Annotated in this window: 21 protein-coding genes; 9 read left to right on the top strand and 12 right to left on the bottom strand. The window is 70.7% G+C overall.

Annotated features, from left to right (window positions below):
- Positions 1-95: 95 nt before the first annotated feature.
- On the bottom strand, positions 96-1,673 hold the full coding sequence (locus tag OO67_RS26720; protein ID WP_033304115.1) for a PucR family transcriptional regulator: 1,578 nt from the start codon (positions 1,671-1,673) through the stop codon (positions 96-98).
- Between the two features lie 147 nt (positions 1,674-1,820).
- Positions 1,821-4,190 carry an ATP/GTP-binding protein gene (locus tag OO67_RS26715; RefSeq protein ID WP_033304114.1) on the bottom strand — a complete coding sequence of 790 codons (2,370 nt, stop codon included), beginning with the start codon at positions 4,188-4,190 and terminating at the stop codon, positions 1,821-1,823.
- A 255-nt stretch (positions 4,191-4,445) separates the two neighbouring features.
- Between OO67_RS26715 and gabT the strand changes: the two genes are divergently transcribed.
- A complete protein-coding gene (gene gabT, locus OO67_RS26710) occupies positions 4,446-5,786 on the top strand; it encodes a 4-aminobutyrate--2-oxoglutarate transaminase (RefSeq protein ID WP_033304112.1) in 1,341 nt (446 codons plus the stop codon).
- 409 nt (positions 5,787-6,195) lie between these two features.
- Positions 6,196-6,732: a phosphatase PAP2 family protein gene (locus OO67_RS40690; RefSeq protein ID WP_341864655.1), complete on the top strand. Its 537-nt coding sequence runs from the start codon at positions 6,196-6,198 to the stop codon at positions 6,730-6,732.
- On the opposite strand, the gene OO67_RS26700 is transcribed toward OO67_RS40690, so the two are convergent.
- The 8 genes from OO67_RS26700 to OO67_RS26665 all read right to left on the bottom strand — a co-directional run bounded on the left by OO67_RS26700 (position 6,717) and on the right by OO67_RS26665 (position 16,407).
- Positions 6,717-8,555: a chitinase gene (locus OO67_RS26700; protein ID WP_033304110.1), complete on the bottom strand. Its 1,839-nt coding sequence runs from the start codon at positions 8,553-8,555 to the stop codon at positions 6,717-6,719. The two genes, OO67_RS40690 and OO67_RS26700, sit on opposite strands and share 16 nt — an antisense overlap.
- 83 nt (positions 8,556-8,638) lie before the next feature.
- Positions 8,639-9,088 (bottom strand): bifunctional DNA primase/polymerase, encoded by a 450-nt coding sequence (locus tag OO67_RS26695; RefSeq protein ID WP_033304109.1) that lies wholly within the window; start codon positions 9,086-9,088, stop codon positions 8,639-8,641.
- A 147-nt stretch (positions 9,089-9,235) separates the two neighbouring features.
- Complete coding sequence (locus OO67_RS26690; protein ID WP_033304108.1) at positions 9,236-10,651, bottom strand: NAD(P)/FAD-dependent oxidoreductase; 1,416 nt, start codon at positions 10,649-10,651, stop codon at positions 9,236-9,238.
- A 21-nt stretch (positions 10,652-10,672) separates the two neighbouring features.
- Positions 10,673-11,476, bottom strand: a complete 804-nt coding sequence (locus tag OO67_RS26685) for an ABC transporter permease (protein WP_033304107.1) — start codon at positions 11,474-11,476, stop codon at positions 10,673-10,675.
- On the bottom strand, positions 11,476-12,399 hold the full coding sequence (locus OO67_RS26680) for an ABC transporter permease (protein WP_033304105.1): 924 nt from the start codon (positions 12,397-12,399) through the stop codon (positions 11,476-11,478). The genes OO67_RS26685 and OO67_RS26680 overlap by 1 nt, the downstream gene beginning before the upstream one ends.
- Positions 12,396-13,547, bottom strand: coding sequence for an ABC transporter ATP-binding protein (locus tag OO67_RS26675; RefSeq protein ID WP_033304104.1), 1,152 nt, complete (start codon positions 13,545-13,547; stop codon positions 12,396-12,398). Before OO67_RS26675 ends, OO67_RS26680 begins: the two co-directional genes overlap by 4 nt.
- A gap of 49 nt (positions 13,548-13,596) precedes the next feature.
- Entirely contained in the window at positions 13,597-14,844 is a 1,248-nt protein-coding gene (locus OO67_RS26670) for a polyamine ABC transporter substrate-binding protein (protein WP_033304102.1), read from the bottom strand.
- 48 nt (positions 14,845-14,892) lie between these two features.
- The gene (locus tag OO67_RS26665) at positions 14,893-16,407 is read right to left on the bottom strand and encodes a gamma-aminobutyraldehyde dehydrogenase (RefSeq protein ID WP_033304101.1); all 1,515 of its coding nucleotides are present in this window, start codon (positions 16,405-16,407) and stop codon (positions 14,893-14,895) included.
- A 217-nt stretch (positions 16,408-16,624) separates the two neighbouring features.
- Between OO67_RS26665 and OO67_RS26660 the strand changes: the two genes are divergently transcribed.
- Positions 16,625-17,164, top strand: coding sequence for an NADAR family protein (locus OO67_RS26660; RefSeq protein ID WP_033304100.1), 540 nt, complete (start codon positions 16,625-16,627; stop codon positions 17,162-17,164).
- A 67-nt stretch (positions 17,165-17,231) separates the two neighbouring features.
- Here the strand turns inward: OO67_RS26660 and OO67_RS26655 are convergent, their stop codons facing one another.
- Positions 17,232-17,936 carry a DUF4190 domain-containing protein gene (locus tag OO67_RS26655; RefSeq protein ID WP_033304099.1) on the bottom strand — a complete coding sequence of 235 codons (705 nt, stop codon included), beginning with the start codon at positions 17,934-17,936 and terminating at the stop codon, positions 17,232-17,234.
- Between the two features lie 118 nt (positions 17,937-18,054).
- Between OO67_RS26655 and OO67_RS26650 the strand changes: the two genes are divergently transcribed.
- From OO67_RS26650 to OO67_RS38755, 4 genes are read left to right on the top strand one after another with little or no spacing between them, the layout of a single operon-like run.
- Positions 18,055-19,089 carry an adenosine deaminase gene (locus tag OO67_RS26650; protein ID WP_033304098.1) on the top strand — a complete coding sequence of 345 codons (1,035 nt, stop codon included), beginning with the start codon at positions 18,055-18,057 and terminating at the stop codon, positions 19,087-19,089.
- 22 nt (positions 19,090-19,111) lie between these two features.
- Positions 19,112-19,819, top strand: a complete 708-nt coding sequence (locus OO67_RS26645; protein ID WP_033304097.1) for a glycerophosphodiester phosphodiesterase — start codon at positions 19,112-19,114, stop codon at positions 19,817-19,819.
- 51 nt (positions 19,820-19,870) lie between these two features.
- Positions 19,871-20,677, top strand: a complete 807-nt coding sequence (locus OO67_RS26640) for an SAM-dependent methyltransferase (protein WP_033304095.1) — start codon at positions 19,871-19,873, stop codon at positions 20,675-20,677.
- 35 nt (positions 20,678-20,712) lie between these two features.
- Complete coding sequence (locus OO67_RS38755) at positions 20,713-20,850, top strand: hypothetical protein (protein ID WP_157841741.1); 138 nt, start codon at positions 20,713-20,715, stop codon at positions 20,848-20,850.
- 82 nt (positions 20,851-20,932) lie between these two features.
- On the opposite strand, the gene OO67_RS26635 is transcribed toward OO67_RS38755, so the two are convergent.
- Positions 20,933-22,372, bottom strand: coding sequence for a gamma-aminobutyraldehyde dehydrogenase (locus OO67_RS26635; RefSeq protein ID WP_033304093.1), 1,440 nt, complete (start codon positions 22,370-22,372; stop codon positions 20,933-20,935).
- A gap of 162 nt (positions 22,373-22,534) precedes the next feature.
- Here OO67_RS26635 and OO67_RS26630 point away from each other — a divergent pair, with 162 nt between their 5' ends.
- Together OO67_RS26630 and OO67_RS26625 are read left to right on the top strand one after the other, a co-directional pair.
- Complete coding sequence (locus OO67_RS26630) at positions 22,535-23,041, top strand: Lrp/AsnC family transcriptional regulator (protein WP_033304092.1); 507 nt, start codon at positions 22,535-22,537, stop codon at positions 23,039-23,041.
- A complete protein-coding gene (locus tag OO67_RS26625) occupies positions 23,026-24,405 on the top strand; it encodes an aspartate aminotransferase family protein (protein WP_033304091.1) in 1,380 nt (459 codons plus the stop codon). Before OO67_RS26630 ends, OO67_RS26625 begins: the two co-directional genes overlap by 16 nt.
- Positions 24,406-24,433: the final 28 nt, after the last annotated feature.

Below are 24,433 nucleotides of genomic sequence, written 5' to 3'. Positions count from 1 at the left end.
CGGCCCCACCGTAGGGCGATCCGGCGAGGATGAGGCTTGTCCTCCGTGGAGTGCGGGGGAAGGCCCCTGCGCCGGTTTGTCGTAACCGGACGGGGCTACTGCGTCCCCGCGGAAGCGGCCGTCGCCTTCAGTGCCAGCCACAGCTCCATGCGCACGTCCGGGTCGTCCAGCGAGCGGCCCAGGATCTCCTCCACCCGGCGCATCCGGTAGCGGAGGGTGTGGCGGTGGACGCCCAGGTCCGCGGCCGCGGCGTCCCACTGGCCGTGCCGGGAGAGCCAGGCACGCAAGGAGGCGACCAGGTCGCCCCGGCCCTTCGCGTCGTGTTCCTGCAGCGGTCGCAGCATCCCGTCGGCGAAGGCCCGTACGGCGTCGTCGGCGAGGAGCGGCAGGACGGAGCCCGCCGCGAGCTCCTCGTGCTCGACCAGGGCCCTGCCCCGGCGGCGGGCGACCGAGAGTGCCTGTTCGGCCTGTTTGTACGCGGCGGACACGGCGATCGGGCCCGCGGGGGCGGACATGCCGACGACCACGTCGGCGTCGTCGGCACCCGGCTCGCGCGCCGGCCGGTCGTCCGTGGCCCGGGCGTGGGCCGCGCAGGCCGCGACCGCCGCGCCGCCGTCCACGGCCAGCACCACGAGACGTTCGCCCTCGGGCACCGCCAGCAGCGCCTCGCCGGACCGGGAGGCGGCGGCCTCCATCGTCTCGGCGAGCAGCTCGGTCCCGGTGGCGGCCGTGGACTCGGCGATCAGCAGCCGGAAGGGGGCGTCGAGCAGTCCGCCGTACAGGTCCCCCGCGACGGCCCGTGCGTGGTCGGACTCGCCGGCCAGCAGCATGCGCAGGACCGCGGCACCGAGGCGCTGCTCAGCCCCCTGGAGCGCGCGGGAACGGGCCGTGGTCAGGGTCAGCAGGGCCACCGCGGAGTGCACCGCGTAGCGCTCGGCCGTCCCGAGCGCCGCTCCCGTGCCGACGGCCAGCGCACCGCGGTTCCGGCGGCCGGCGCCCAGGGACTGGAGCTCGACGCGGTCGTCACTGTCACTGTCGCCGACGACCGCGCTGGCCGGGGCGGGGCGGCCCCGCAGCCGCTCCACCTCGGGCGTGAGCCGGGCCGCGCGGCGGGCTGCCCAGTCGGGCGCCGCGGCGACGACGGCGCCCGAGGTGTCGTACAGCGCGGCCCAGCCGTCCACGTGCGCGGCCAGGCGGGTGAGCAGGTCCCCCGGGCCGTCCCCGGCGACCGCGGCCCGGGTCAGTTCCCGCTGGGCCTCGAAGCCGGCCGTGACCGATCTGTACTGGTCGGCGGCGATCGCGGCCGACACCGCCTTGCTGATCGCGAGAAACGGCGTACGCCGGGGCACTTCGAGGAGCGGCAGCCCGGTCTCCTCGGCCGCGTCCACGAGCGCCGGCGGGATCTCCTCGTAGGTGACACCCACACCGAAGCCGATCCCGGCGACCCCGGCACCGACCAGCCGCTGTACGTACCGGCGCATCGTCGCCGGGTCCCTGGCGTCGAGGTTGGTCGCCGTGACGAGGAGCAGTTCACCGCCGTCCATGTACGGGACCGGGTCGGCGAGCTCACTGGCGTGCGCCCAGCGCACCGGTGTGCCGAGCCGGTCGGCGCCCGCCCGGACGACGAGCTTGAGCGCCGAGTGCTGGACGAGGGAGGCGAGAGTGGGAGGCATGGGACCGCCGGACCTCTGGGAGTCGATTGCGCCGACCGTGCGGACGGCTCGATTGGGCCGGCCTGCTCGGACGGCTCGAATGCGCCGCCCCGTACAGACGGTCGGGGCCAAGTCTGCCAGGGCGGCAGGTTCCCCGTAACCTCGCGCTCAGCCGCCCAGCTCGACCAGGAGCGGAGACGCGTGCTCACCGTCGACCGTCGTCAGCGACAGGACCGCGTGACCTGCGGGCAGCTGGTACGCCAGCTCGGACGCGGACCAGCGCTCGCGTTCGACCCGGCGTACGGTCACGGCGTCCCGGGTCACGGCCTTGCCGGTGACGAGCTTGCGCAACCCGTGCAGGGCGCGGGTGAACGGCTGGTCCGCGAAGACCGCGTGCTGGGCGACCTCGCGGGTCTCCACCCACTCCTTGCCCCAGACCTCGGCGAAGCGCTTGCCGTCCCAGGTGGTGACCCCGCTGAACGCCATGCAGCAGCCGACCGCCCCGAGCAGCGGGGTGTGCAGCCCCTCGGGGACGTCGTCGACGGTGCGCAGCGTCAGCACCGCGCCCGCGTTGACCGACCGCAGCCGCCGGATGCCCCGGACCGTCTCCGCGGTGACGGCGTGTGTGGCGTCGTCGAGGACCAGGCAGAGGAAGAGCGACCGGTCGGTGCGGGCGGCGGCGATCGCCGTGAACTGGGCGAGGACGAGCCGGGTGAGCAGCCGGGAGGCCTCGGCGTGCGCCCGCTCCGGAAGGTCGATCCTGACCCGGAGCGGCAGGTGCTCGAGGGAGCGGAGCGAGAAGGGCCTGGCCTCCTCCCCGGTGGAGAAGAAGGGCGCGAAGGCGGGCCGGTCGAGCAGCGCGATCCGGTCGGCGAGCACCGGCCCGGGGTCTCCGGCGCCGCCCTTCTGACGGGTTCGGGCCTCCAGCTCGCGCAGCATGGTCTGGTGGCCGCCGGCGGCGAGCGCCTCCCGCAGCGCGTCCACCGCGGCGAGGTCACCGTCCAGGAGCTCCCGGAGCGCGGGCACCCGGGGGAAGTGTCCGTGGACGGCGCGGTAGGGGCCGAGCAGCTGCGCCAGCACGGTGGCGGCACGCCGGCTGTCCAGGTGGGTCACGTCTCCGACCAGCCCTTCGGCCAGCACACTCGCCGCCTCGTCGGGGTCGGTCGTTCCGCCGTACAGGTCGAAGTCGTGCACGGAGGCCGGATCACCGATCCGCACCACGACGTCGAACGCGTCGTCGGGGCCGAGCTCACCCCCGGCGCCGCCGACGGCGAGCACCGCGGCCCGGCCGGCGAGTGCCTGCAGGGCGAGCGACTCGACGACCGGCCGCACCAGTCGCGCGGACTTCCCGGCACCCGGCGGGCCGACCGCGAGCAGCGAGGTCCCCAGGAGGGCCGGTTCCAGGGCGATGCCCGAACCACGGCGGGCGTACGGGTTGTGCGGGTCGTCGGCGCAGGTGCCGATGCGGACCTGGCCGGTGAGCAGATCGTGCCGGGCGGTGCGGCGCGGCAGGTCGCGGGCTCCCGAGGGGTGGAGCGCGGCGGCTCCGCCGGTGCGCAGGACGGCCTCGTCGAGCGCGGCGAGGCGCTCCGGGTGCCCCCGGCCCACGCTCCAGGCGTGGCGCAGCCGCGCGACGTCGACATCGTTCATCCGGCCGGTGCGCACCTCGGCGGTGAGGGCCTCGGCGGCGTCCGTCCGGCCCGCCGCGCGGAGTTCCGGCCACTGCTCGGGAGTGGGGGCGTCGGGGGTTTCGGCAGGGGCCCGGGGCGCCGTGGCGGCGCCCTTCCCGAACCGGTCGGCGAGCAGTCGGCGCCAGTGGCCGAGGTGTGCGAACGGCCAGAGCACGCCGAGGGCGATCAGGGCGTAGATCACGTTGACGACGGTCTGGCTCTGGTAGATCTCGCCTCCGGCCACCGAGGCGACGAGGATCAGCACGGGCCGGACCACCGGCACGGCGTCCTTCCACACGAGGAGTTCGGCCAGGGCCGCTCCGGCGGCGGTGGCCAGCGCGAGGAAGGGCTGTCCCCGGCCGGCGACGTGCCGCCTGAAGATCTCGGACCAGTTGCCCAGGCGCCCGCAGCCGTAGACCAGGAGCCCGAAGAGGACGGCCTCGTAGACCGTGAGGGCGTCGGCGCCCTCGATCGTCCGGGGCCCGCCGAACGTGCCCGCGTACCACCAGTCGCCGGGGGTGAAGAGCTTCAGCGGGACCAGCCGGTAGGGGATGTACCCGTTGCGCCAGAGGGACCACAGGAGCAGTCCGCTGAGTACGGAGATGAGCACCCCGACCAGCAGTGAGCGGTCGGAGACCCCCTCGGGCTTCTCCGGCGGGCGCGGGGTGTGCCCGTAGCGCCATACGCCCGGTTCCCGCACGGGGCGCGGGGTGCGCAGCCATTCCTCGACGCTCCCCTCCCCGGCCGACGGAGGGCGGACGTGCGGGGCGTGGGCGGGAGGCGGTGGCGCAGCGGGCGGTGGCCCGGCAGGACGGGGCACCCGGTCCGCGCCCGTGCCCCGTGCGTCGTACGTGCCTTCGGTGTCCATGAACCGCTGCCCCCTGACCAGCCAGGTTCCGCCTTCTGCACCGGCCAATCTAGTGCCCGGGCACCGGGAGTTCAGCCATGCGGGCGTATGACCCGGCGGACGGGCCCGCCACGACGGACACACGTCCCCACGGGGCACCTGTCCGCCACGGACAAGGACACGCCCCCACCACTCCCGATCGGAGCATGACCGCTGCCCGCACCCGCCCCTAGCCTGCAGAAACAGAAGCGTCCGAAACACCCCCAGGAGCCCCGCATGTCCGACATCCCGCAGGAGCGCCGCGTCGTCACCGCCATCCCCGGCCCGAAGTCGGCCGAGCTGCAGGCACGCCGTGTCGCGGCTGTCGCCGCAGGAGTGGGTTCCACGCTGCCGGTCTTCACCGCCCGGGCGGGCGGCGGAATCATCGAGGACGTGGACGGCAACCGGCTGATCGACTTCGGTTCCGGCATCGCGGTGACCTCGGTGGGCGCCTCCGCCGAGGCGGTCGTGCGCCGCGCGTCGGCACAGCTCGCCGACTTCACCCACACCTGTTTCATGGTCACGCCGTACGAGGGGTACGTCGAGGTCTGTGAGCAGCTCGCCGAGCTGACGCCGGGCGACCACGCCAAGAAGTCGGCGCTGTTCAACTCGGGCGCCGAGGCCGTCGAGAACGCCGTGAAGATCGCCCGTGCGTACACCAAGCGCACCGCGGTCGTCGTCTTCGACCACGGCTACCACGGCCGGACGAACCTCACGATGGCCCTGACGGCGAAGAACATGCCGTACAAGCAGGGCTTCGGCCCGTTCGCGCCCGAGGTGTACCGGGTGCCGGTGGCGTACGGCTACCGCTGGCCGACCGGCGCCGAGAACGCCGGCGCCGAGGCGTCCGCGCAGGCCATCGACGAGATCACCAAGCAGATCGGCGCGGACAACGTCGCCGCGATCATCATCGAGCCGGTCCTCGGCGAGGGCGGCTTCATCGAGCCGGCCAAGGGCTTCCTCCCGGCGATCGCGCAGTTCGCGAAGGACAACGGCATCGTCTTCGTCGCGGACGAGATCCAGTCGGGCTTCTGCCGCACCGGCCAGTGGTTCGCCTGCGAGGACGAGGGCATCGTGCCCGACCTGATCACCACGGCCAAGGGCATCGCGGGCGGCCTCCCGCTCTCCGCGGTGACCGGCCGCGCCGAGATCATGGACGCCGCCCACGCCGGCGGCCTCGGCGGCACGTACGGCGGCAACCCGGTGGCCTGCGCGGGCGCGCTCGGCGCCATCGAGACGATGCGCGAGCTGGACCTGAACGGGAAGGCGAAGCGCATCGAGGAGGTCATGAAGGTCCGCCTCGCCGAGATGCGGTCGAAGCTCCCGAACGGCGACATCATCGGGGACATCCGCGGCCGGGGCGCCATGATCGCGATCGAGCTGGTGAAGTCCGGCACGAAGGAGCCCGACGCGGCCGCGGCGGGGGCTCTGGCCAAGTCCTGTCACGCCGAGGGCCTGCTGGTGCTGACCTGTGGCACGTACGGCAACGTCCTGCGCTTCCTGCCGCCGCTGGTCATCGGCGAGGACCTGCTGAACGAGGGCCTGGACATCATCGAGCAGGCGTTCGCGCGGCTCTGACGCGTGCGAGTCACCCGGCCCCGGGCGTCGTTCCCGAGGGTGGCGACCGGCGGCCGGGTGAGGGTGTGTGAAGAAGGTGTGCGGGGCCGATGGCGGGTTACGGTTGTCGCTTCCGGCGCCTCCTTCCTCTGACGTACGGTCTTCCCAGATGAGAGAAACACCCCGCCCGCAGGGGACTGCGGGTGATGCCGGGCCGGGGCTCCCCCAGTGCCGTCCCGGCCGTGCCATCGCGCACACCGCTGGAGCTTCGGGCTCCGGGACTCCTCACCGATCGGATGGCCGCTCGCCCCACACCCCCCGGGGCGCGCGGCACACCGATCCGACCGGCCACCGCGGAACAATCCCCCCTGTTCCCCGGTGGCCGGTTCTTCTCGTCTCCGCCGCCGCGACGCTGTCGGCGCTCTTCCTCGTGCTCACCTGGCAGGTGCTGGCCGACGGCCCGCTGCTGGATCCCGACGAGCGGCTCGGCCTGGAACTGGCGGGGCGCGGGCCCGCACCGCTCACAGAGCTCTTCGCCGACCTCGGCAACATGCAGGTCGCCGTTCCCGTGCTGGCGTGCGCGGTTCTCGTCGCCTGGTTCCGCCGGGCCCGGCGCGCGGCGCTGTACGCCGTCCTGACCATGGCCGCCGTCCCGGCGCTGGTCGTCCCGCTCAAGCTGTGGACGGACCGTCAGGGTCCGCTGACGGAGGCGACGGGCTACTACCCCTCGGGCCACACGACCACGGCGATGGTGGCGTACGGGGCCGCGGCGCTGCTGCTGTCCCCGCATCTGAAGCGGTCATGGGTGACGCTCGTCGCCGCCGTTCTGCTCACGGCGGCGACGAGCGTCGGTCTGGTGCTGCGCGGCTACCACTGGCCTCTGGACGTGGTGGCCGCCTGGTGCGTCGGCGGGGTCCTGCTGCTCGCCCTGCGGGCGGGCAGCAGGAGCGGTCAGCGCCCGAAGTAGGCGTCGAAATTCTTCGAGAACTCCCAGTTGTTGAAGCGGTCCCAGTTGATGGACCAGGTCATCAGCCCGCGTAGCCCTGCCCAGGTGCCGTGCGTCCGGTACGAGCCGCAGTCGGTCTTCTTCGTCAGGCAGTTCAGCGCCTTGGTGACCTCGGCCGGCGAGGTGTGTCCGTTACCCGCCTGGGTGGACGCCGGGAGGCCGAAGGCGACCTGTTCGGGGCGCAGCGCCGGGAAGACCTTGGCCTGGTCACCCGCGACGGGGAAGCCGGTGAGCAGCATGTCGGTCATGGCGATGTGGAAGTCGGCGCCGCCCATGGAGTGGTACTGGTTGTCCAGGCCCATGACGGAGCCGGAGTTGTAGTCCTGGACGTGCAGCAGCGTGAGGTCGTCGCGCAGGGCGTGGATGACGGGCAGGTAGGCGCCGGCGCGCGGATCCTGTCCGCCCCAGGGGCCCGATCCGTAGTACTGGTAGCCGAGCTGCACGAAGAAGGTCTCGGGGGCCATGGTGAGGACGAAGTCCTCGCCGTACCTGGCCTTGAGGGACTTCACCGCGGAGATCAGGTTGACGATGACGGGGCTCGTCGGACTGCGGAAGTCGGTGTCACCGGTGTTCAGCGAGAGCGAGTGCCCCTCGAAGTCGATGTCCAGGCCGTCGAGACCGTAGGTGTCGATGATCTTGGACACCGAGGAGACGAAGGTGTCGCGGGCGGCGGTGGAGGCGAGCTGCACCTGTCCGTTCTGGCCGCCGATCGAGATCAGCACCTTCTTGCCCGCGGCCTGCTTGGCCTTGACGGCGGCCTTGAACTCCGCCTCGCTCTCCACGTTCGGGCATTCGGCCACGGGGCAGAGCGAGAAGCGGATGTCGCCGGATGTGACGGACGTCGGCTCGCCGAAGGCGAGGTTGATGACGTCCCACGAGCCGGGCACGTCGGCCATCCGCGTGTAGCCGGAGCCGTTGGCGAAGCTGGAGTGCAGGTAGCCGACGAGGGCGCGCGCGGGGAGGCCTCCGTCGCCCCCGCCTCCGCCGCCCGCGGCCGTGGTGACGCTCACGGCCGCCGACTTCGCCGACTCACCCGCGGCGTTGACGGCGCTGACCTGGAAGCTGTAGGCGGACGAGGCGGCCAGCCCCGTGACCGTCGCCGAGGTACCGGTGGTGTCCATGACCTTCGTACCGCCCTGGTACACGCGGTAACCGGTGGCTCCGGCGGAGGCGGTCCAGGACAGCGGCACGGAGGACGCGGTGGCCGCGCCGGCCCGCAGTCCGGCGGGGGCGGCGGGCACGGTGACGGGGTCGCCGCCGGGGCCGGTCAGGGTCAGGTCGTCGGCGTGGTAGGCGGGGGTGCCGTACCAGCCATGGGTGTAGACGGTCACCGACGTGGTCGCGGGGCCGGTCCTGAAGGTGGTGGTGAGCTGCTTGTACGCACCGGGTGACTGTGTCCAGGTGGAGACGTCGGTGGTCCCGGTGCCGGACGCCCCAAGGTAGACGTAGCTGCCCTGCACCCACGCGGCGAGCGTGTAGGAGGAGCCGGGCTTCACCGTCACGGTCTGGGAGCACCGGGCGTTGTCGCTGCCGGCCGGTGTGGCCTTCAGCGCCGAAGCCCCGCTGTGCACAGGGGTGCTGACGACCGTGCCGCTGCCGCCGGTGCAGCTCCAGCCGTCCAGACCCGCCTCGAAGCCGCCGTTGCGCGCCAGGTCGGCGTCGGCCGCTCCGGCGGCCGGTGCCGTGGCGGCCAGAGTGCCGGCGGCGAGCAGGACGGCCGAGAGGACGGCCAGAAGTCCGGAGTGGCGGACGGGTGGTCCGGTGCGGGGTCCGGTGCGTTCCACAACAGCCTCCGTGCGAGGGGGAATCGAGTGGTGCGCACAACATGGTCCAGACCAATGAGGTTGTCAAGACCTCTGGCGGCGCCTCAGCTCCCGCCCCTCGCGGCAGCGGCCTCGTGCAGCGCGAGCTCCAGAAGCGCCGTGTCGGTGAGCGTGCCCGAGCCGTCCGGCGGGATGAGCCATCGCACCCGGCCCACGGTGCTGCCGGGCCGGGGGGCGACGATCCACGCCCCTTGGCCGACGCCGCGGATACCGGTCCCGATCCAGCGGGCCGCCGTCCCCGGGGGCACGAAGAAGCCCATCCGGGAGTCGCCGAAGTCCGCGAGGACGGGCCCCGGCCTGTCGAGGAGCCGGGTGAGCACATCGAGCGTCGGATGGCCCAGCGCCCCTGGGACGATCAGCACGTCCCAGCGCCTTCCGGCGGGAAGGAGCGCCATCCCCTGGGGGTTCCGCTCCCACTCCCTCCGGCAGGCACCCGGATCCGGTGCCACCGATGTGAGCCATGCGACCGCGGCTTTCGCCCCCATGCCGGTCATGAACTGCCTCCCTCTGCCCGTGGGCACCGGCAGGGTCCTGCCGGTGCGTGCACGGGTGAGAGGGGGCGGGGCCCGGATCATGACGCGGGTTCGGCCACCGATCGGTGGTGATCTGCGTCACCCCCCAGGGGGCGCGCGGAGCCGGGCTCAGCTGTCGAAGCCGAGTCCCAGCCGGTCCATGGTCCGCAGCCACAGATCGCGGTGTCCGCCATGGCTGTCCGCCCGCGCGAGGGACCGCTTGGTGAGCTCGATACCGGCCCACGCGAACGGCTCGGGCGGGAAGGGCACCGGCCTGGACCGGACCATGCGCAGAGCGGTCCGGGCGGTCTCCCGGCCCGACAGCAGGTCGAGCATGACCTCGGCGCCGAAGCGCGTGGCCCCGACACCCAGCCCGGTGTATCCGGCTGCGTACGCGACCCGCCCGCGATGGGCCGTACCGAAGAACGCGGAGAAGCGGGAACACGTGTCGATCGCCCCGCCCCAGGCATGACTGAAACGCACACCGGACAACTGGGGGAAGCACTCGAAGAACTGCCCGGCCAGCTTCAGGAAGGTCTCCGGCCGCTGGTCCAGTGAGGGATCGAGCCGGCCTCCGTACGGATAGACGGCGTCGTATCCACCCCACAGGATCCGGTTGTCCGAGGAGAGCCGGAAATAGTGGAACTGGTTGGCGCTGTCCCCGAGTCCCTGACGGTTCCGCCAGCCGACCGAGGCGAGCTGATCCGCGCTCAGGGGCTCCGTCATCAGCGCGTAGTCGTACACCGGGACGGTGTACGGGCGCACCCGCCGCACCAGCGACGGAAAGACGTTCGTGCCGAGAGCGACATCGTGGGCGAACACCCTGCCGTACGGGGTGCGCACCGCCATGCCGGCACCCGACCGGGCCAGTTCGAGGCCGCGGGTGTGCTCGTGGATCCGTACGCCGAGGCCGAGGCAGGCCTCCTTCAGACCCCAGGCGAGCTTCGCCGGATGCAGCATGGCGACACCGCGCCGGTCCAGCAGGCCGCCCAGGAACGTCGGCGAGTCCACCTGGGCGCGCACCTGGTCACGGTCCAGGAGCTCCAGTCCGGTGAAGCCCAGCTCCTGCGTCCTTCGGTGCCATTCCCGCAGCTCGTCCAGTTGGTGGGGCTGCGTGGCGATGTCGATCTCGCCGGTCCGCTCGAAGTCGCAGTCGAGGGAGTGGCGGGCCACGGCCGCCTCGATGGCGTCGAGGTTCCGCGCGCCCAGCTCCTCCAGTGTCCCGATCTCGTCCGGCCAGCGCTCCAGGCCGTTGGCCAGGCCGTGGGTGAGCGAGGCGGCGCAGAATCCACCGTTGCGGCCCGAGGCGGCCCAGCCCACCTCGTGGCCCTCGATGAGGACGACGTCGCGCCCGGGGTCCCGTTCCTTGGCGATCAGCGCGGTCCACAGCCCGCTGTACCCGCCGCCGACGACCAGGAGATCGCACCGTTCGTCACCGGTCAGCGCGGGAAGGGCCCTGGGCCTTCCCGGGTCGTCGAGCCAGTAGGACAGGGGGCGTGCGTCGGAGAGTGAGCGTGCGGCATCACGCATGGCGTCCGGGGCCATGGTTTCCAACTCCTTCGGGTTTCATTTTCCCGCATTGCTCTTCCGCCGGTTCGCGATGAACTGTCCGGCGAGGACCACCGCCACGGCGATGACGAACATGGCCGTGCCGATGACGTTGATCTGCACGGGTGTTCCGCGCTGGGCCGATCCCCAGACGAACATGGGGAACGTCACCGTGGAGCCCGCGTTGAAGTTGGTGATGATGAAGTCGTCGAAGGAGAGGGCGAAGGCGAGCAGCGCGCCCGCGGCGATCCCCGGGGCGGCGATCGGGAGGGTCACCCGGACGAAGGTCTGCACGGGGCCCGCGTAGAGATCGCGGGCGGCCTCCTCCAGCCTCGGGTCCATCGACATCACACGCGCCTTGACGGCGGTCACCACGAAGCTGAGACAGAACATGATGTGGGCGATCAGCACGGTCCAGAAGCCGAGTTCGGCGCCCATGTTGAGGAAGAGCGTGAGCAGCGAGGCGGCCATGACGACCTCGGGCATCGCCATCGGCAGGAAGATCAGTGAGTTGATCGCGCCGCGCGCCCGGAAGCGGTAGCGGACCAGAGCGAAGGCTGTCATCGTGCCGAGCACCGTCGCGCCGACGGTCGCCCAGACGGCGATCCGCAGTGAGAGCGACAGCGACCCGCAGAGGTCGGCGACGCCGCAGGGGTCCTTCCAGGCGTCGAGGGAGAACTCCTGCCAGGCGTAGTTGAACCGCCCCTCGGGCCGGTTGAAGGAGAAGACCATCACGACGACGTTCGGCAGGATCATGTAGGCGAGGGTCAGCAGACCCGCGATCACGACCAGGTTCCGGCGAAGCAGGCGGAGTACGGGCATCAGACCAGGTCCTCCGTCCCGGAGCGGCGGATGTAGACGGTGACCAGGAGCAGGACGACCGCCATGAGGATGAAGGAGAGCGCGGCCGCCGTCGGGTAGTCCAGCACCCGGAGGAACTGGCTCTGGATGACGCTGCCGACCATCTTGGTGTCGGTGGAGCCGAGGAGTTCCGCGTTGACGTAGTCGCCACTGGCCGGGATGAACGTCAGCAGGGTGCCGGAGACGACGCCGGGCATGGACAGCGGCAGCGTCACCTTGCGGAACGTGGTGGCGGGGGTGGCGTACAGATCACCCGCGGCCTCGTGCAGCCGGCCGTCGATCCGTTCCAGTGAGGTGTACAGCGGCAGGATCATGAACGGCAGGAAGTTGTACGTCAGACCGCAGACGACGGCCATCGGGGTGGCCAGGACCCGGTTGTTCTCGGTCCAGCCCAGCCAGGCGGTGACGTCCAGGACGTGCAGGGTGTGCAGCACGTCGACGACCGCGCCGCCGTCCGCGAGGATCGTCTTCCAGGCCAGGGTCCGGATCAGGAAGCTGGTGAAGAACGGCGCGACGACCAGCACGAGCACCAGGTTGCGCCAGCGTCCCGCCTTGAAGGCGATCAGGTACGCGAGCGGGTAGCCCAGCAGCAGGCACAGGAGCGTGGCGGTGCCGGCGTACAGGAGGGACCGGACGAACTGCGGGTAGTAGTCCGCGAGGGCGTCCCAGTAGGTGCGGAAGTGCCAGGTGACCTCGAAGCCCTTCTCCAGGGATCCGGTCTGTACGGAGGTCGACGCCTGGTAGACCATCGGCAGCGCGAAGAAGACGAGCAGCCACAGGATGCCGGGAAGCAGCAGCCAGTAGGGGACGAGCCGCCTGCGGGTGGAGGGCTTGCGGATCACGGCTTTCACGGGGGGCGCCGGTGGCGCGTCGGTGACGCTCACGCCACGTCCTCCAGGCCGTCCGCACCCGCGTTGATGGACTGGGCCGCGTCGAGCCCGAAGGTGTGTTCGGGGTTCCAGTGGAGGACGACGTCGGCACCGGCCGCCAGCCGGCTGTCGCGCTCGATGTTCTGCTCGTAGACCTGGAGCGACGCACCGGCCGGGCTCTCGACGACGTACTGCGTGGAGACACCGATGAAGCTGGAGTCGGTGATACGGCCGGTGACCCGGTTGCGGCCGTCGGGTATCGCGTCCGCGTCGTCGGTGTGGGTGAGGGATATCTTCTCGGGGCGGACGCCCACGAGCAGCTTCTCCCCGCTCCGCGCCGGGGACGGGCACCGTCCGACGGGCAGCCTGAGCTCTCCGCCGCCGGCCGAGACCACGACGTCCGTGCCCGTGGAGACGATCTCGCCCTCGATGAGGTTGGAGGTGCCGAGGAAGTTCGCCACGAAGGTGGTCCGGGGGTTCTCGTACAGGTCGGCGGGGGCACCGAGCTGTTCGACCCGGCCGCCGTTCATCACCGCGACGGTGTCGGCCATGGTCATGGCCTCCTCCTGGTCGTGGGTGACGTGGACGAACGTGATGCCGACCTCGGTCTGGATCCGCTTGAGTTCGAGCTGCATCTGGCGGCGCAGCTTGAGGTCGAGGGCGCCCAGGGGCTCGTCGAGGAGGAGGACCTGCGGGTGGTTGATGAGCGCGCGGGCCACGGCGACGCGCTGCTGCTGGCCGCCGGAGAGCCGATGCGGCTTGCGCCGGGCGAAGTCGCCGAGCTGGACGAGGTCCAGCATCTCGCCGACCTGCTTCTTGACGGACTTGATGCCGCGGCGGCGCAGCCCGAAGGCTATGTTCTCGCTGACGTCGAGGTGCGGGAAGAGCGCGTAGCTCTGGAAGACGGTGTTGACGGGCCGCTTGTACGGGGGCAGGTCCGTGATGTCGCGGCCGCCGAGCGAGACCGTCCCGGTGGTGGCCTCCTCCAGGCCCGCGATCATCCGCAGGGTGGTGGTCTTGCCGCAGCCGGACGCGCCGAGCAGCGCGAAGAAGGAGCCCTGCGGGACGGTCAGGTCGAGGGGGTGCACTGCGGTGAAGGAGCCGTAGGTCTTGCTGATCCCGGTGAGACGGACGTCGCCGCCCGCCGTCTGCTGCTGTGTCATGGGTCGCGGTCCCAGAGTGTCGGAGGAGATCGGGAGGTGGAATGGCCGGTCAGGCGCCGATGAGCCCGGCGAACTTCTCCTCGTACGCCGTCTCTTCCTCGGAGCTGAGGGAACGGAAGGACCGCGACTTCGCGGCCATCGCCCTGTCGGGGAGGATCAGCGTGTTGGACGCCATCGACTCGTCGATCTTCGCGAGCTCACCGGCGACCCCGTCCACCGGGCAGACGTAGTTGATGTAGGCGGCCAGCTGGGCCGCGACCGGGAGCTCGTAGTAGTAGTCCATGAGCTTCTCGGCGTTGGTCTTGTGCCGCGCCTTCGCCGGGACCAGCATGTTGTCGCTCGACGTGATGTAGCCGGCGGACGGGATCGAGAACTTGATGGCCGGGTTGTCGGCCTGGAGCTGGATGATGTCGCCCGCCCAGGCCACACAGGCCGCGATGTCCCCCTTGCTCAGGTCCGCGGTGTAGTCGTTGCCGGTGAAACGGCGTATCTGCTTCGTGTCGACGCCCTTCTGCATCCGTCCGACGGCCGCGTCGAAGTCGGCGTCGGTGAACGACCCCGGGTCCTTTCCCATGTCGAGCAGCGTCATGCCGACCGAGTCGCGCATCTCGGAGAGGAACGAGACCTTGCCCTTGAGCCGGGGGTCGTCGAGCAGCTGGGTGACGGAGTCGACCTTCCGGCCGCCGGTCGCCTTCTCGTTGTAGGCGATGACGGTCGGGATACCGGTCCATGGATAGGAGTAGGCGCGTCCCGGATCCCAGTCGGGAGTGCGGAACTGGGCCGACAGGTTCGCGAAGGCGTGCGGCAGGTTCGCGTGGTCGAGCTTCTGGGCCCAGCCGAGGCGGATGATGCGGGCCGCCAGCCAGTCCGTCACGATGACGAGGTCGCGGCCGGTGTCCTGGCCCGCCGCGAGCTGCGGCTTGATCTTCCCGAAGAACTCGACGTTGTCGTTGATGTCCTCGGTGTACTTGACCTTGATCCCGGTGCGTCTCGTGAACGCGTCCAGCGTCGGACGGCTCTTCTCGTCCTCGCTGACGTCCATGTACTCGGTCCAGTTGGAGAAGTTGATCTGCTTCTCCGCCGCCGAGTGGTCGTCGGATGCGGCGGCGACCCCTTCCCGCTTCGCGGGCGGTATCCCGCACGCGCTCAGCGCCCCGAGGCCGCCGAGCGCGAGGGCTGCCGTGCCCGACGCCCGGAGAAGTGAACGGCGGGTGAGGGCGCCCCTGCCGTCTCTGAGGCTGCGCCTCATGGCGGCCAGCTGTGGCGCGGAGAGGCGCTCGGGCTCGTACTGCTCCATACGCGTGTGCCCTTCCGGGTGGGTGGGGCCGCCGGCCGGCGGCCGCTGCTATCGGTCCCCGAAGACGGTGCGGTGCCAGTCCTTCACGGCCACCGCGGTGTTGTCGTACATGACGTGCTTGACCTGCGTGTACTCCTCGAAGGAGTACGACGACATGTCCTTGCCGAAGCCGCTGGCCCCGTATCCGCCGTGCGGCATCTCGCTGATGATCGGGATGTGGTCGTTGATCCACACGCAGCCCGCCCTGATCTCGCGGGTGGCGCGGTTGGCCCGGTACAGACCGGTGCTCCAGGCGGAGGCTGCCAGCCCGTACGGGGTGTCGTTGGCGAGGCGGATTCCCTCGTCGTCGGTGTCGAAGGGCAGCACGACCAGGACGGGGCCGAAGATCTCCGAGGTGACGATCTCGCTGTCCTGGGCCGCGCCCGTGATCAGGGTGGGCCGGTAGTAGGCGCCGTCGGCGAGTTCGCCGCCGGGTGCCTCACCACCGGTGACGACGGTGGCGTAGGCGCGGGCGCGGTCGACGAATCCCGCGACCCGGTCACGCTGCTGACGGCTGATCAGCGGACCGAGGTCCGTCGACGGGGCGAAGGGGTCCCCCAGCCGCACGCTCTCCATGAGGGTGGCGACCCCGCTCACGAAGGCGTCGTAGAGGGGGCGCTGGACGTAGGCGCGGGTGGCGGCCGTGCAGTCCTGGCCCGTGTTGATGAGGGATCCGGCGACCGCTCCGTTGACGGCCGCGTCGAGATCGGCGTCGTCGAAGACGAGGAAGGGAGCCTTTCCGCCGAGTTCCAGGTGCAGGCGCTTGACGGTGGAGGTGGCGAGCGCGGCGACCCGCTTGCCGACCGCGGTGGATCCGGTGAAGGAGGTCATCACGACGTCGGGGTGGCTCACGAGGTGCTCGCCCGCCTCCCGCCCGGCGCCGGAGACGATGTTGATCACGCCGTCGGGGATGCCGGCCTCCGTGGCCGCCTGCGCGAACATCAGCGAGGTCAGCGGCGTGATCTCGGCGGGCTTCAGCACGATGGTGTTGCCCGCGGCGACGGCCGGGAGGATCTTCCAGGCCGCCATCTGGAGGGGGTAGTTCCACGGTGCGATCGAGCCGACGACGCCGAGGGCCTCACGGCGTACGTAGGAGGTGTGGTCGCCGCTGTACTCGGCGGCCGACCTTCCTTCGAGGTGGCGGGCGGCGCCGGCGAAGAACGAGGTGTTGTCGACCGTGCCGGGCACGTCGAACTCGGTGGAGAGTTTGACGGGCTTGCCGCACTGCAGGGATTCGGCGTACGCGAAGTCCTCGGCCCGGGCGGCGAGTACGGCGGCGAGGCGGTGCAGCGCCTCCGACCGTCCGGCCGGGGAGAGCCCCGACCAGCCGGGGAACGCCTCGCGGGCGGCTGCCACGGCGGCGTCGACGTCGTCGGTGCCCGCCAGTTCGTAGCGGAGGACCGTTCTGCCCGTGGCGGGGTCGACGACGTCCTGATGGTGTCCCGATGTGCCGGGGCGCAGACGTCCGCCGATGTACTGCGCACCGCCGGCGAAGCGGTCCTGCACCTGGAAACCCTTGCCCATGACGTTCTCCTCCGCTGCCTCCTGACCAGGGGCGGCGTAGCTTCTTGTCGAATTGAGAGCCGATCCTGACAGAGGGCACCTCCACCAACAAGGGATTCCGTTGTTTCCTTTTGGTTACGCGACGGAATCTGTCGACGATGTGTCTCGTGCGTACGGAAAACCCTGTACTGGCTGTCAGTGGCGGATGCCAGACTCGGCTGCCATGGGACAGGAACACATGGACGGCCTCCTGGCGCGCACGGCACGCGGGGAGAACGTGAAGTACCTGCCGTTCTGGGGGCACCGGCCGCGCTCGGACGGCCGGCTCGGGGAGAGCTGCCTCAGTCAGTGGTGGCCGGCGCCGTTCACCGTCGATTCGGTGACCTACGCCTCGGCGGAGCACTGGATGATGGCCGGCAAGGCACGGCTCTTCGGCGACGCGGGGGCGGAGGCGCTCGCCGTGGCGGCGAGAAGCCCGGCGGAGGCGAAGAAGGTGGGCCGGCTGGTCGAGGGGTTCGACGAGGCCGTATGGGCACGGGAGCGGTTCGCCCTGGTCGTCGCGGGAAGCGTCCACAAGTTCGGCCAGGACCCGGCGCTACGGGCGTACTTGCTGGGCACCGGTGAGCGCGTGCTCGTCGAGGCCAGTCCGATGGACCGGATATGGGGCATCGGGCTCGCCAAGGACGATCCGCGCACCGCGGACCCGGGTTCCTGGCGAGGGCTGAACCTGCTGGGCTTCGCGCTCATGGAGGCGCGTGCGCGGCTGCGCGAGGGGTGACACGGCGCACGGCCGGGCCCGGGGCACGCTTGCCCCGGCCCGGCCACGAGCGCCCGTTCGCCGCGTGTCAGCGGGAGGAGCCGACGACCAATGACGTGGCGTAGGGATCGTCGTAGTCGTAACCACTGCCCGACTCGTCGTTGGCGACGGCCCAGATGAGGAATCCGAGGAAGATCGCGCTGATGACGATGGAGACCGATCCCAGGATGATCCCGGCGAGCGCCATGCCACCGTTGGTCGCCTCGCCCCGCTTGGCGCGGCCCCGGCCGATGATGCCGAAGATCAGGGCCAGGACGCCCAGGACGATGCCGAACCCCCACATGCAGAAGCCGACCGCCGCGATGATGCCGAGGACCATCGCCGCGATCCCCAGCCCGTTCGCGGGCGCCGGGCCCCAGGGCTGCTGACCTCCGTAGCCGGGGTACCCGGGGTAGCCGTACGAGGGCGCGGCGGGCGCGGCCGGGTAGCCGTACGAGGCCGAGGGTGCGGCCGGAGCGGCCGGGTAGCCGTACTGGTCGTGCTGCCCCGGGCCGTTCGGCCCGACCGGGGGCGCGGGCACGGAGGGCTGCTGCGGGCCGAACGATCCGGCCGGGCCGGGTATCGGCCCGGTGCCCGCGTCGGCGCTCGGCATGGACGTGACCGTGGGCTGGTCGTGCACGGCGGGCGGGGCGGCGTCCGCGGGCTGCTTGCCCAGCTCGACCCTGTTGTCCGGCGGAGCCCACGGATCGCGCGGCGCGCCCTCGCCCCCGGGCTGCTGTGTGTTGTCTGACATGGGCCTCCCCCATCGTGGTCCCGCCATGCTACGGCCCGGCCTCCGGCCGCAGGGCCCCGCCTACGATGATCGGTGCAGCCGGTACGCCCGGCCGAAACAAGAGATCCGGGAGTATCCGATGAACGATCTGCACCCCTTCATCGCGGGGCTGCCCAAGGCCGAGCTCCACGTCCACCACGTCGGTTCGGCCTCGCCCCGCATCGTGGCCGAACTCGCGGCACACCACCCCGACTCCAAGGTCCCCACGGACCCGGAGGCGGTTTCGGACTTCTTCACCTTCACCGACTTCGGGCATTTCATCGACGTCTACCTCTCGGTGGTGGACCTGGTCCGCACCCCCGAGGACGTCCGGCTGCTGACCTTCGAGATCGCCCGGGACATGGCACGGCAGAACATCCGGTACGCGGAGCTGACCGTCACCCCGTTCAGCTCGACCCGCCGGGGGATCCCGGAACAGGGCTTCATGGAGGCCATCGAGGACGCCCGCCGGGCCGCCGAGGCCGAACTCGGCGTCGTCCTGCGCTGGTGCTTCGACATTCCGGGCGAGGCCGGTCTCGAGGCCGCCGAGGAGACGACCCGGCTCGCCGTCGACCTGCGGCCCGAGGGCCTGGTCTCCTTCGGTCTGGGCGGACCCGAGGTCGGCGTGGACCGTCCGCAGTTCAAGCCCTACTTCGACCGCGCGATCGCCGAGGGCCTGCACTCCGTCCCGCACGCCGGTGAGACCACCGGCCCGCAGACCGTGTGGGACGCGCTCACCGCGCTGCGCGCCGAGCGCATCGGCCACGGCACCAGTTCCACGCAGGACCCGAAGCTGCTGGCCCATCTCGCCGAGCACCGCATCGCCCTGGAGGTCTGCCCCACGTCGAACATCGCCACCCGCGCGGTGGCCGACATCGAACGGCACCCCATGAGGGAGATGGTCGAGGCGGGTGTACTCGTCACCGTGAACAGCGACGACCCGCCCATGTTCGGTACCGACCTCAACAACGAGTACGGAGTCGCGGCCCGGCTGCTCGGCCTGGACGAGCGCGGAGTGGCCGATCTGGCCAAGAACGCCGTGGAGGCCTCGTTCCTGGACCCGGCCGGCAAGCGGAAGCTGGCCGCCGAGATCGACACGTACACGACGAACTGGCTGCAGGCACCCGGCCGGTGATCCCGCCGGTCAGAATGGCCCCATGACCACCACCACCGTCACGGCCGTGGCACACCGCGGCGATCCCTACCGTGCCCGCGAGAACACGCTCCCTTCGATCCGGTCCGCGGTGGAACGGGGGGCGGACGCGGTCGAGATCGACGTCCGCGTCACGCGGGACGGGGTGCCCGTCCTGCTCCACGACTCCACGCTGGAGCGCCTGTGGGGCCACGACGTCCGCCTCGACCGGCTGGATCACCGGGAGTTGGCGGAACGGACCGGCGGCGGGGTGCCCACTCTCCGCGAGGCGCTGTCCGCCGCCGGAGACCGGCGGGTCATGGTCGACCTGCCCGGCTCCACCGACACGTCCGTACGGAAGATCGTCGGCCTGGTGCGGGAGTGCGGGGCGGAAGACCGCGTGTACTACTGCGCGGACACGCACGCGATGCTGCGGGTGCGCGCGGCCGATCCGTCCGCCGAGATCGCGCTGACCTGGACGACGCTCGCCCCTCCGCGCCCGGTACTTCTCGAGGCGGTGCGGCCCCACTGGCTGAACTACCGTTTCGGGCTGCTGAGCCGTGAGCTGGCCGACCGCGTCCACTCCGACGGGCTGCTGGTCTCCGCCTGGACGGTGGACACCCGGCGCACGATGCGCCGGCTGATGGCCTGCGGCGTCGACTCGATCACCACCAACCGGATCGACGCGCTACGGACGCAGCTGGCCAACTCTCCTTTGCATAGCGCTTCTTGATCGGTCCGGCATCATGGACGGTCCGTACCGCCCGTGATCCCAGGAGCAGACGTGACCGAGCCCGGCCGCCGCATCGCACCCTCCCGTGTCCGTGCCGACATCGCCCACAACGCCCGGGTGTGGAACTACTGGCTGGGCGGCGGCGACAACTACCCCGTCGACCGCGCGGTGGGCGACCGGGTCACCGGCATGTATCCGAGCATCGGTGAAGTGGCCCGGGCCGACCGGGCGTTCCTGGGCCGGGTGGTGCGTCACCTGGCCGGTGACGTGGGGATCGGCCAGTTCCTCGACATAGGCACCGGACTGCCGACCGCTGACAACACCCACGAGGTCGCCCAGCACACCGCCCCCGACGCGCGTGTGGTCTACGTCGACAACGACCCGATCGTCCTGGCGCACGCGCGCTCCCTGCTCACCAGCTCGCCCGAGGGCGCAAGCGAGTACATCGAGGCGGACGCCCGGGATCCGGAGCGAATCCTGAGCGCCGCCGGACGGACCCTGGACCTCCGGCGCCCGGTCGTGGTGATGATGCTGGGCATCCTCAACTTCGTCCTGGACACGGAGGAGGCGCGGGGCATCGTGGCGAAGCTGATGGACGCCCTGCCGTCCGGCAGCCATCTGGTGCTCACCCATCCCACGCTCGAACTGGGCGGCGAGGGCAACGAGGCCGCGATGCGCTTCTGGAACGAGAACGCCACCCCGCCCATCACCGCCCGCAGCCGCTTCGAGTTCGCCTCGTTCCTCGACGGCCTGGACATCCTGGAGCCGGGCATCGTGTCCTGCTCCCGCTGGCGGGCGGGCGCCGGCGGACGGACCCCCGAGGTCGCCCAGTTCGGCGCGGTGGGCCGGAAGCCCTGAGGCGGAGAGCCCCGATTCCCATGGGGTGATCCTGGGTGCGGAGACCGGGGGCACGATGGCTTCCGCGCGAGGCATGGGTCACCGACATCGGCATCGTGCTGCTGGTGCAGGCCGCGACGACCATGCCGTTCGTGGTGCCCCGCTCGGCCTTCGGAGCCCCGCCGGCGGAATGAGATCACCCCGCCGCGATCGCCTCCAGCCAGCACGCGAACGGCCCCGGGCCGGAGCCCGGGGCCGTCGGACAGGCGGCGTCGCTCAGCCGTCGAGCGACGTCATGACGTGCTTGATCCGGGTGTAGTCGTCGAAGCCGTACGCGGAGAGGTCCTTGCCGTAGCCGGACTTCTTGAACCCGCCGTGCGGCATCTCGGCGACGAGCGGGATGTGGGTGTTGATCCACACACAGCCGAAGTCGAGCTGCTTGGACATCCGCATCGCGCGGGAGTGGTCCTTGGTCCACACCGATGAGGCCAGGGCGTACTCGACACCGTTGGCGTACTCGACGGCCTGGGCCTCGTCCGTGAAGGACTGGACGGTGATGACGGGCCCGAAGACCTCGTGCTGGATGATCTCGTCGTCCTGCCGGAGCCCGGAGACGACGGTCGGGGCGTAGAAGTAGCCCTTGTCGCCGACCCGGTGGCCGCCCGCCTCGACCTTGGCGTGCGCGGGGAGCCGCTCGATGAAGCCGCTGACCTGGGCGAGCTGGTTGGCGTTGTTCAGCGGGCCGTACAGCACGTCCTCGTCGTCCGGCAGGCCGGTCTTCGTGTCGGCCGCCGCCTTCGCCAGCGCGGTGACGAACTCGTCGTGGATGGACTCGTGGACCATGACACGGGTCGCGGCCGTACAGTCCTGGCCGGCGTTGAAGTAGCCCGCGACGGAGATGCCCTCGACGGCCTTGGCGATGTCGGTGTCCTCGAACACGACGACGGGAGCCTTGCCGCCGAGCTCGAGGTGGACACGCTTGACGTCCTTGGCGGCGGACTCGGCGACCTGCATCCCCGCCCGCACCGAGCCGGTGATGGAGGCCATCGCCGGGGTCGGGTGCTCGACCATCGCCCGGCCGGTGTCACGGTCGCCGCAGATGACGTTGAAGACGCCCTTGGGCAGGATCTGCCCGATGATCTCGGCGATCAGCACGGTCGACGCCGGAGTGGTGTCGGAGGGCTTGATCACAACGGTGTTGCCCGCGGCCAGCGCCGGGGCGAACTTCCACACGGCCATCATCATCGGGTAGTTCCACGGGGCGACCTGGGCGCAAACTCCTACCGGCTCACGGCGGACGATGGAGGTGAGGCCCTCCATGTACTCGCCGGCCGAGCGGCCTTCGAGCATCCGGGCGGCGCCCGCGAAGAAGCGGATCTGGTCCACCATCGGCGGGATCTCTTCGGTACGGGTGAGCTCCAGCGGCTTGCCGGTGTTCTCCGACTCGGCCGCGATGAGGTCCTCGGCCCGCTCCTCGAAGGCGTCCGCGATCTTCAGCAGGGCCTTCTGGCGCTCAGCGGGAGTCACGTCGCGCCAGGCGGGGAACGCGGCGGCCGCGGCGTCCATGGCGGCATCGACGTCGGCCTGTCCGGAGAGCGGCGAGGTCGCGTAGACCTCTTCCGTCACCGGGTTGACCACGTCGATGGTCCGCCCGTCCGCGGCGTCCCGGAACTCTCCGTTGATGTAGTTGCGCAGACGGCGCACCTCGGTGGTCACAACCACCCCTCCTGTCGGCTGTCCGATGGGTGAGACTTCCACACTAGACCGTTGGGTGACGCTTTCGACATACCCACCCGCCGTGAACTTCGGATTCAGTCAGATTCGGAGTCCTGGACAACGAATTTCATCGATTTGGGCTTGCCAGACAGACGAGGCTCGGTGCACAGTGGGGTCGTGGCCAGTCGCAGCGCAGACTCCAGGACCGGGAACGGATCGCCTCCAGCGGTCGATGCCGTATCCCTCGCAATCATCGAGCAGCTCCAGGAGGACGGGCGCCGGCCGTACGCCGCGATCGGCAAGGCCGTGGGCCTCTCCGAAGCGGCCGTGCGCCAGCGCGTCCAGAAGCTGCTCGACCAGGGCGTGATGCAGATCGTCGCCGTCACGGACCCGCTCACCGTGGGACTGCGACGCCAGGCGATGGTCGGGATCAACGTCGAGGGCGACCTCGACCCCGTGGCCGAGGCCCTGTCAGCCATGGCCGAGTGCGAGTACGTGGTCATGACCGCGGGCTCCTTCGACCTCATGGTGGAGATCGTCTGCGAGGACGACGACCACCTGTTGGAGACGATCAACAAACGCATCCGGGCCATACCCGGGGTGCGCTCCACCGAGAGCTTCGTCTACCTCAAGCTCAAGAAGCAGACCTATATGTGGGGAACCCGATAGCCGTGAGCAAGGACCTGAGCCGGACCGCGTACGACCACCTGTGGATGCACTTCACCCGCATGTCGGACTACGAGAACGCGCCCGTTCCCACCATCGTGCGTGGCGAGGGCACCTACATCTACGACGACAAGGGCAAGCGCTACCTCGACGGCCTGTCCGGCCTCTTCGTGGTCAACGCCGGACACGGCCGTCACGAGCTCGCCGAGACGGCGTACAAGCAGGCGCAGGAGCTCGCCTTCTTCCCGGTGTGGTCCTACGCCCACCCCAAGGCCGTCGAACTCGCCGAGCGGCTCGCCCACCACGCCCCGGGCGACCTCAACAAGGTCTTCTTCACCACCGGCGGCGGCGAGGCCGTGGAGACGGCCTGGAAGCTGGCCAAGCAGTACTTCAAGCTCAAGGGCAAGCCGACCAAGTACAAGGTCATCTCGCGTGCCGTGGCCTACCACGGCACACCGCAGGGCGCCCTGTCGATCACCGGGCTGCCCGCGCTCAAGGCCCCGTTCGAGCCGCTGGTACCCGGCGCGCACAAGGTGCCCAACACCAACATCTACCGAGCCCCGCTCTTCGGCGACGACCCGGAGGCCTTCGGCCGCTGGGCCGCCGACCAGATCGAGCAGCAGATCCTCTTCGAGGGCCCGGACACCGTCGCCGCGGTCTTCCTGGAGCCCGTGCAGAACGCCGGCGGCTGCTTCCCGCCGCCGCCCGGATACTTCCAGCGGGTGCGCGAGATCTGCGACCGGCACGACGTGCTGCTCGTCTCCGACGAGGTCATCTGCGCGTTCGGCCGCCTCGGCACGATGTTCGCCTGCGACAAGTTCGGCTACGTACCGGACATGATCACCTGTGCCAAGGGCATGACCTCGGGCTACTCCCCCATCGGCGCCTGCATCATCTCCGACCGGCTGGCCGAGCCGTTCTACGAGGGTGACAACACCTTCCTGCACGGCTACACCTTCGGCGGTCACCCGGTCTCCGCCGCGGTCGGCCTGGCCAACCTCGACATCTTCGAGCGCGAGGGCCTCAACCAGCACGTCCTGGACAACGAGAGCGCGTTCCTGACGACGCTGCAGAAGCTCCACGACCTGCCGATCGTCGGCGACGTCCGCGGCAACGGCTTCTTCTACGGCATCGAGCTGGTGAAGGACAAGGCCACCAAGGAGACGTTCACCGACGAGGAGACCGAGCGCGTCCTGTACGGCTTCCTCTCCAAGGCGCTGTACGAGAACGGCCTCTACTGCCGGGCCGACGACCGCGGCGACCCGGTCGTCCAGCTCGCGCCGCCGCTGATCTCCGACCAGTCGACCTTCGACGAGATCGAGGGCATTCTGCGCGGTGTCCTGACGGAGGCGTGGACGAAGCTCTGACCGGCACCCCCGGCCACCGGAGAACACC

This window comes from Streptomyces atroolivaceus (assembly GCF_000717025.1).
Classification (GTDB): Bacteria; Actinomycetota; Actinomycetes; order Streptomycetales; family Streptomycetaceae; genus Streptomyces; species Streptomyces atroolivaceus.
This window is presented reverse-complemented; position numbering and strand designations above follow the sequence as displayed.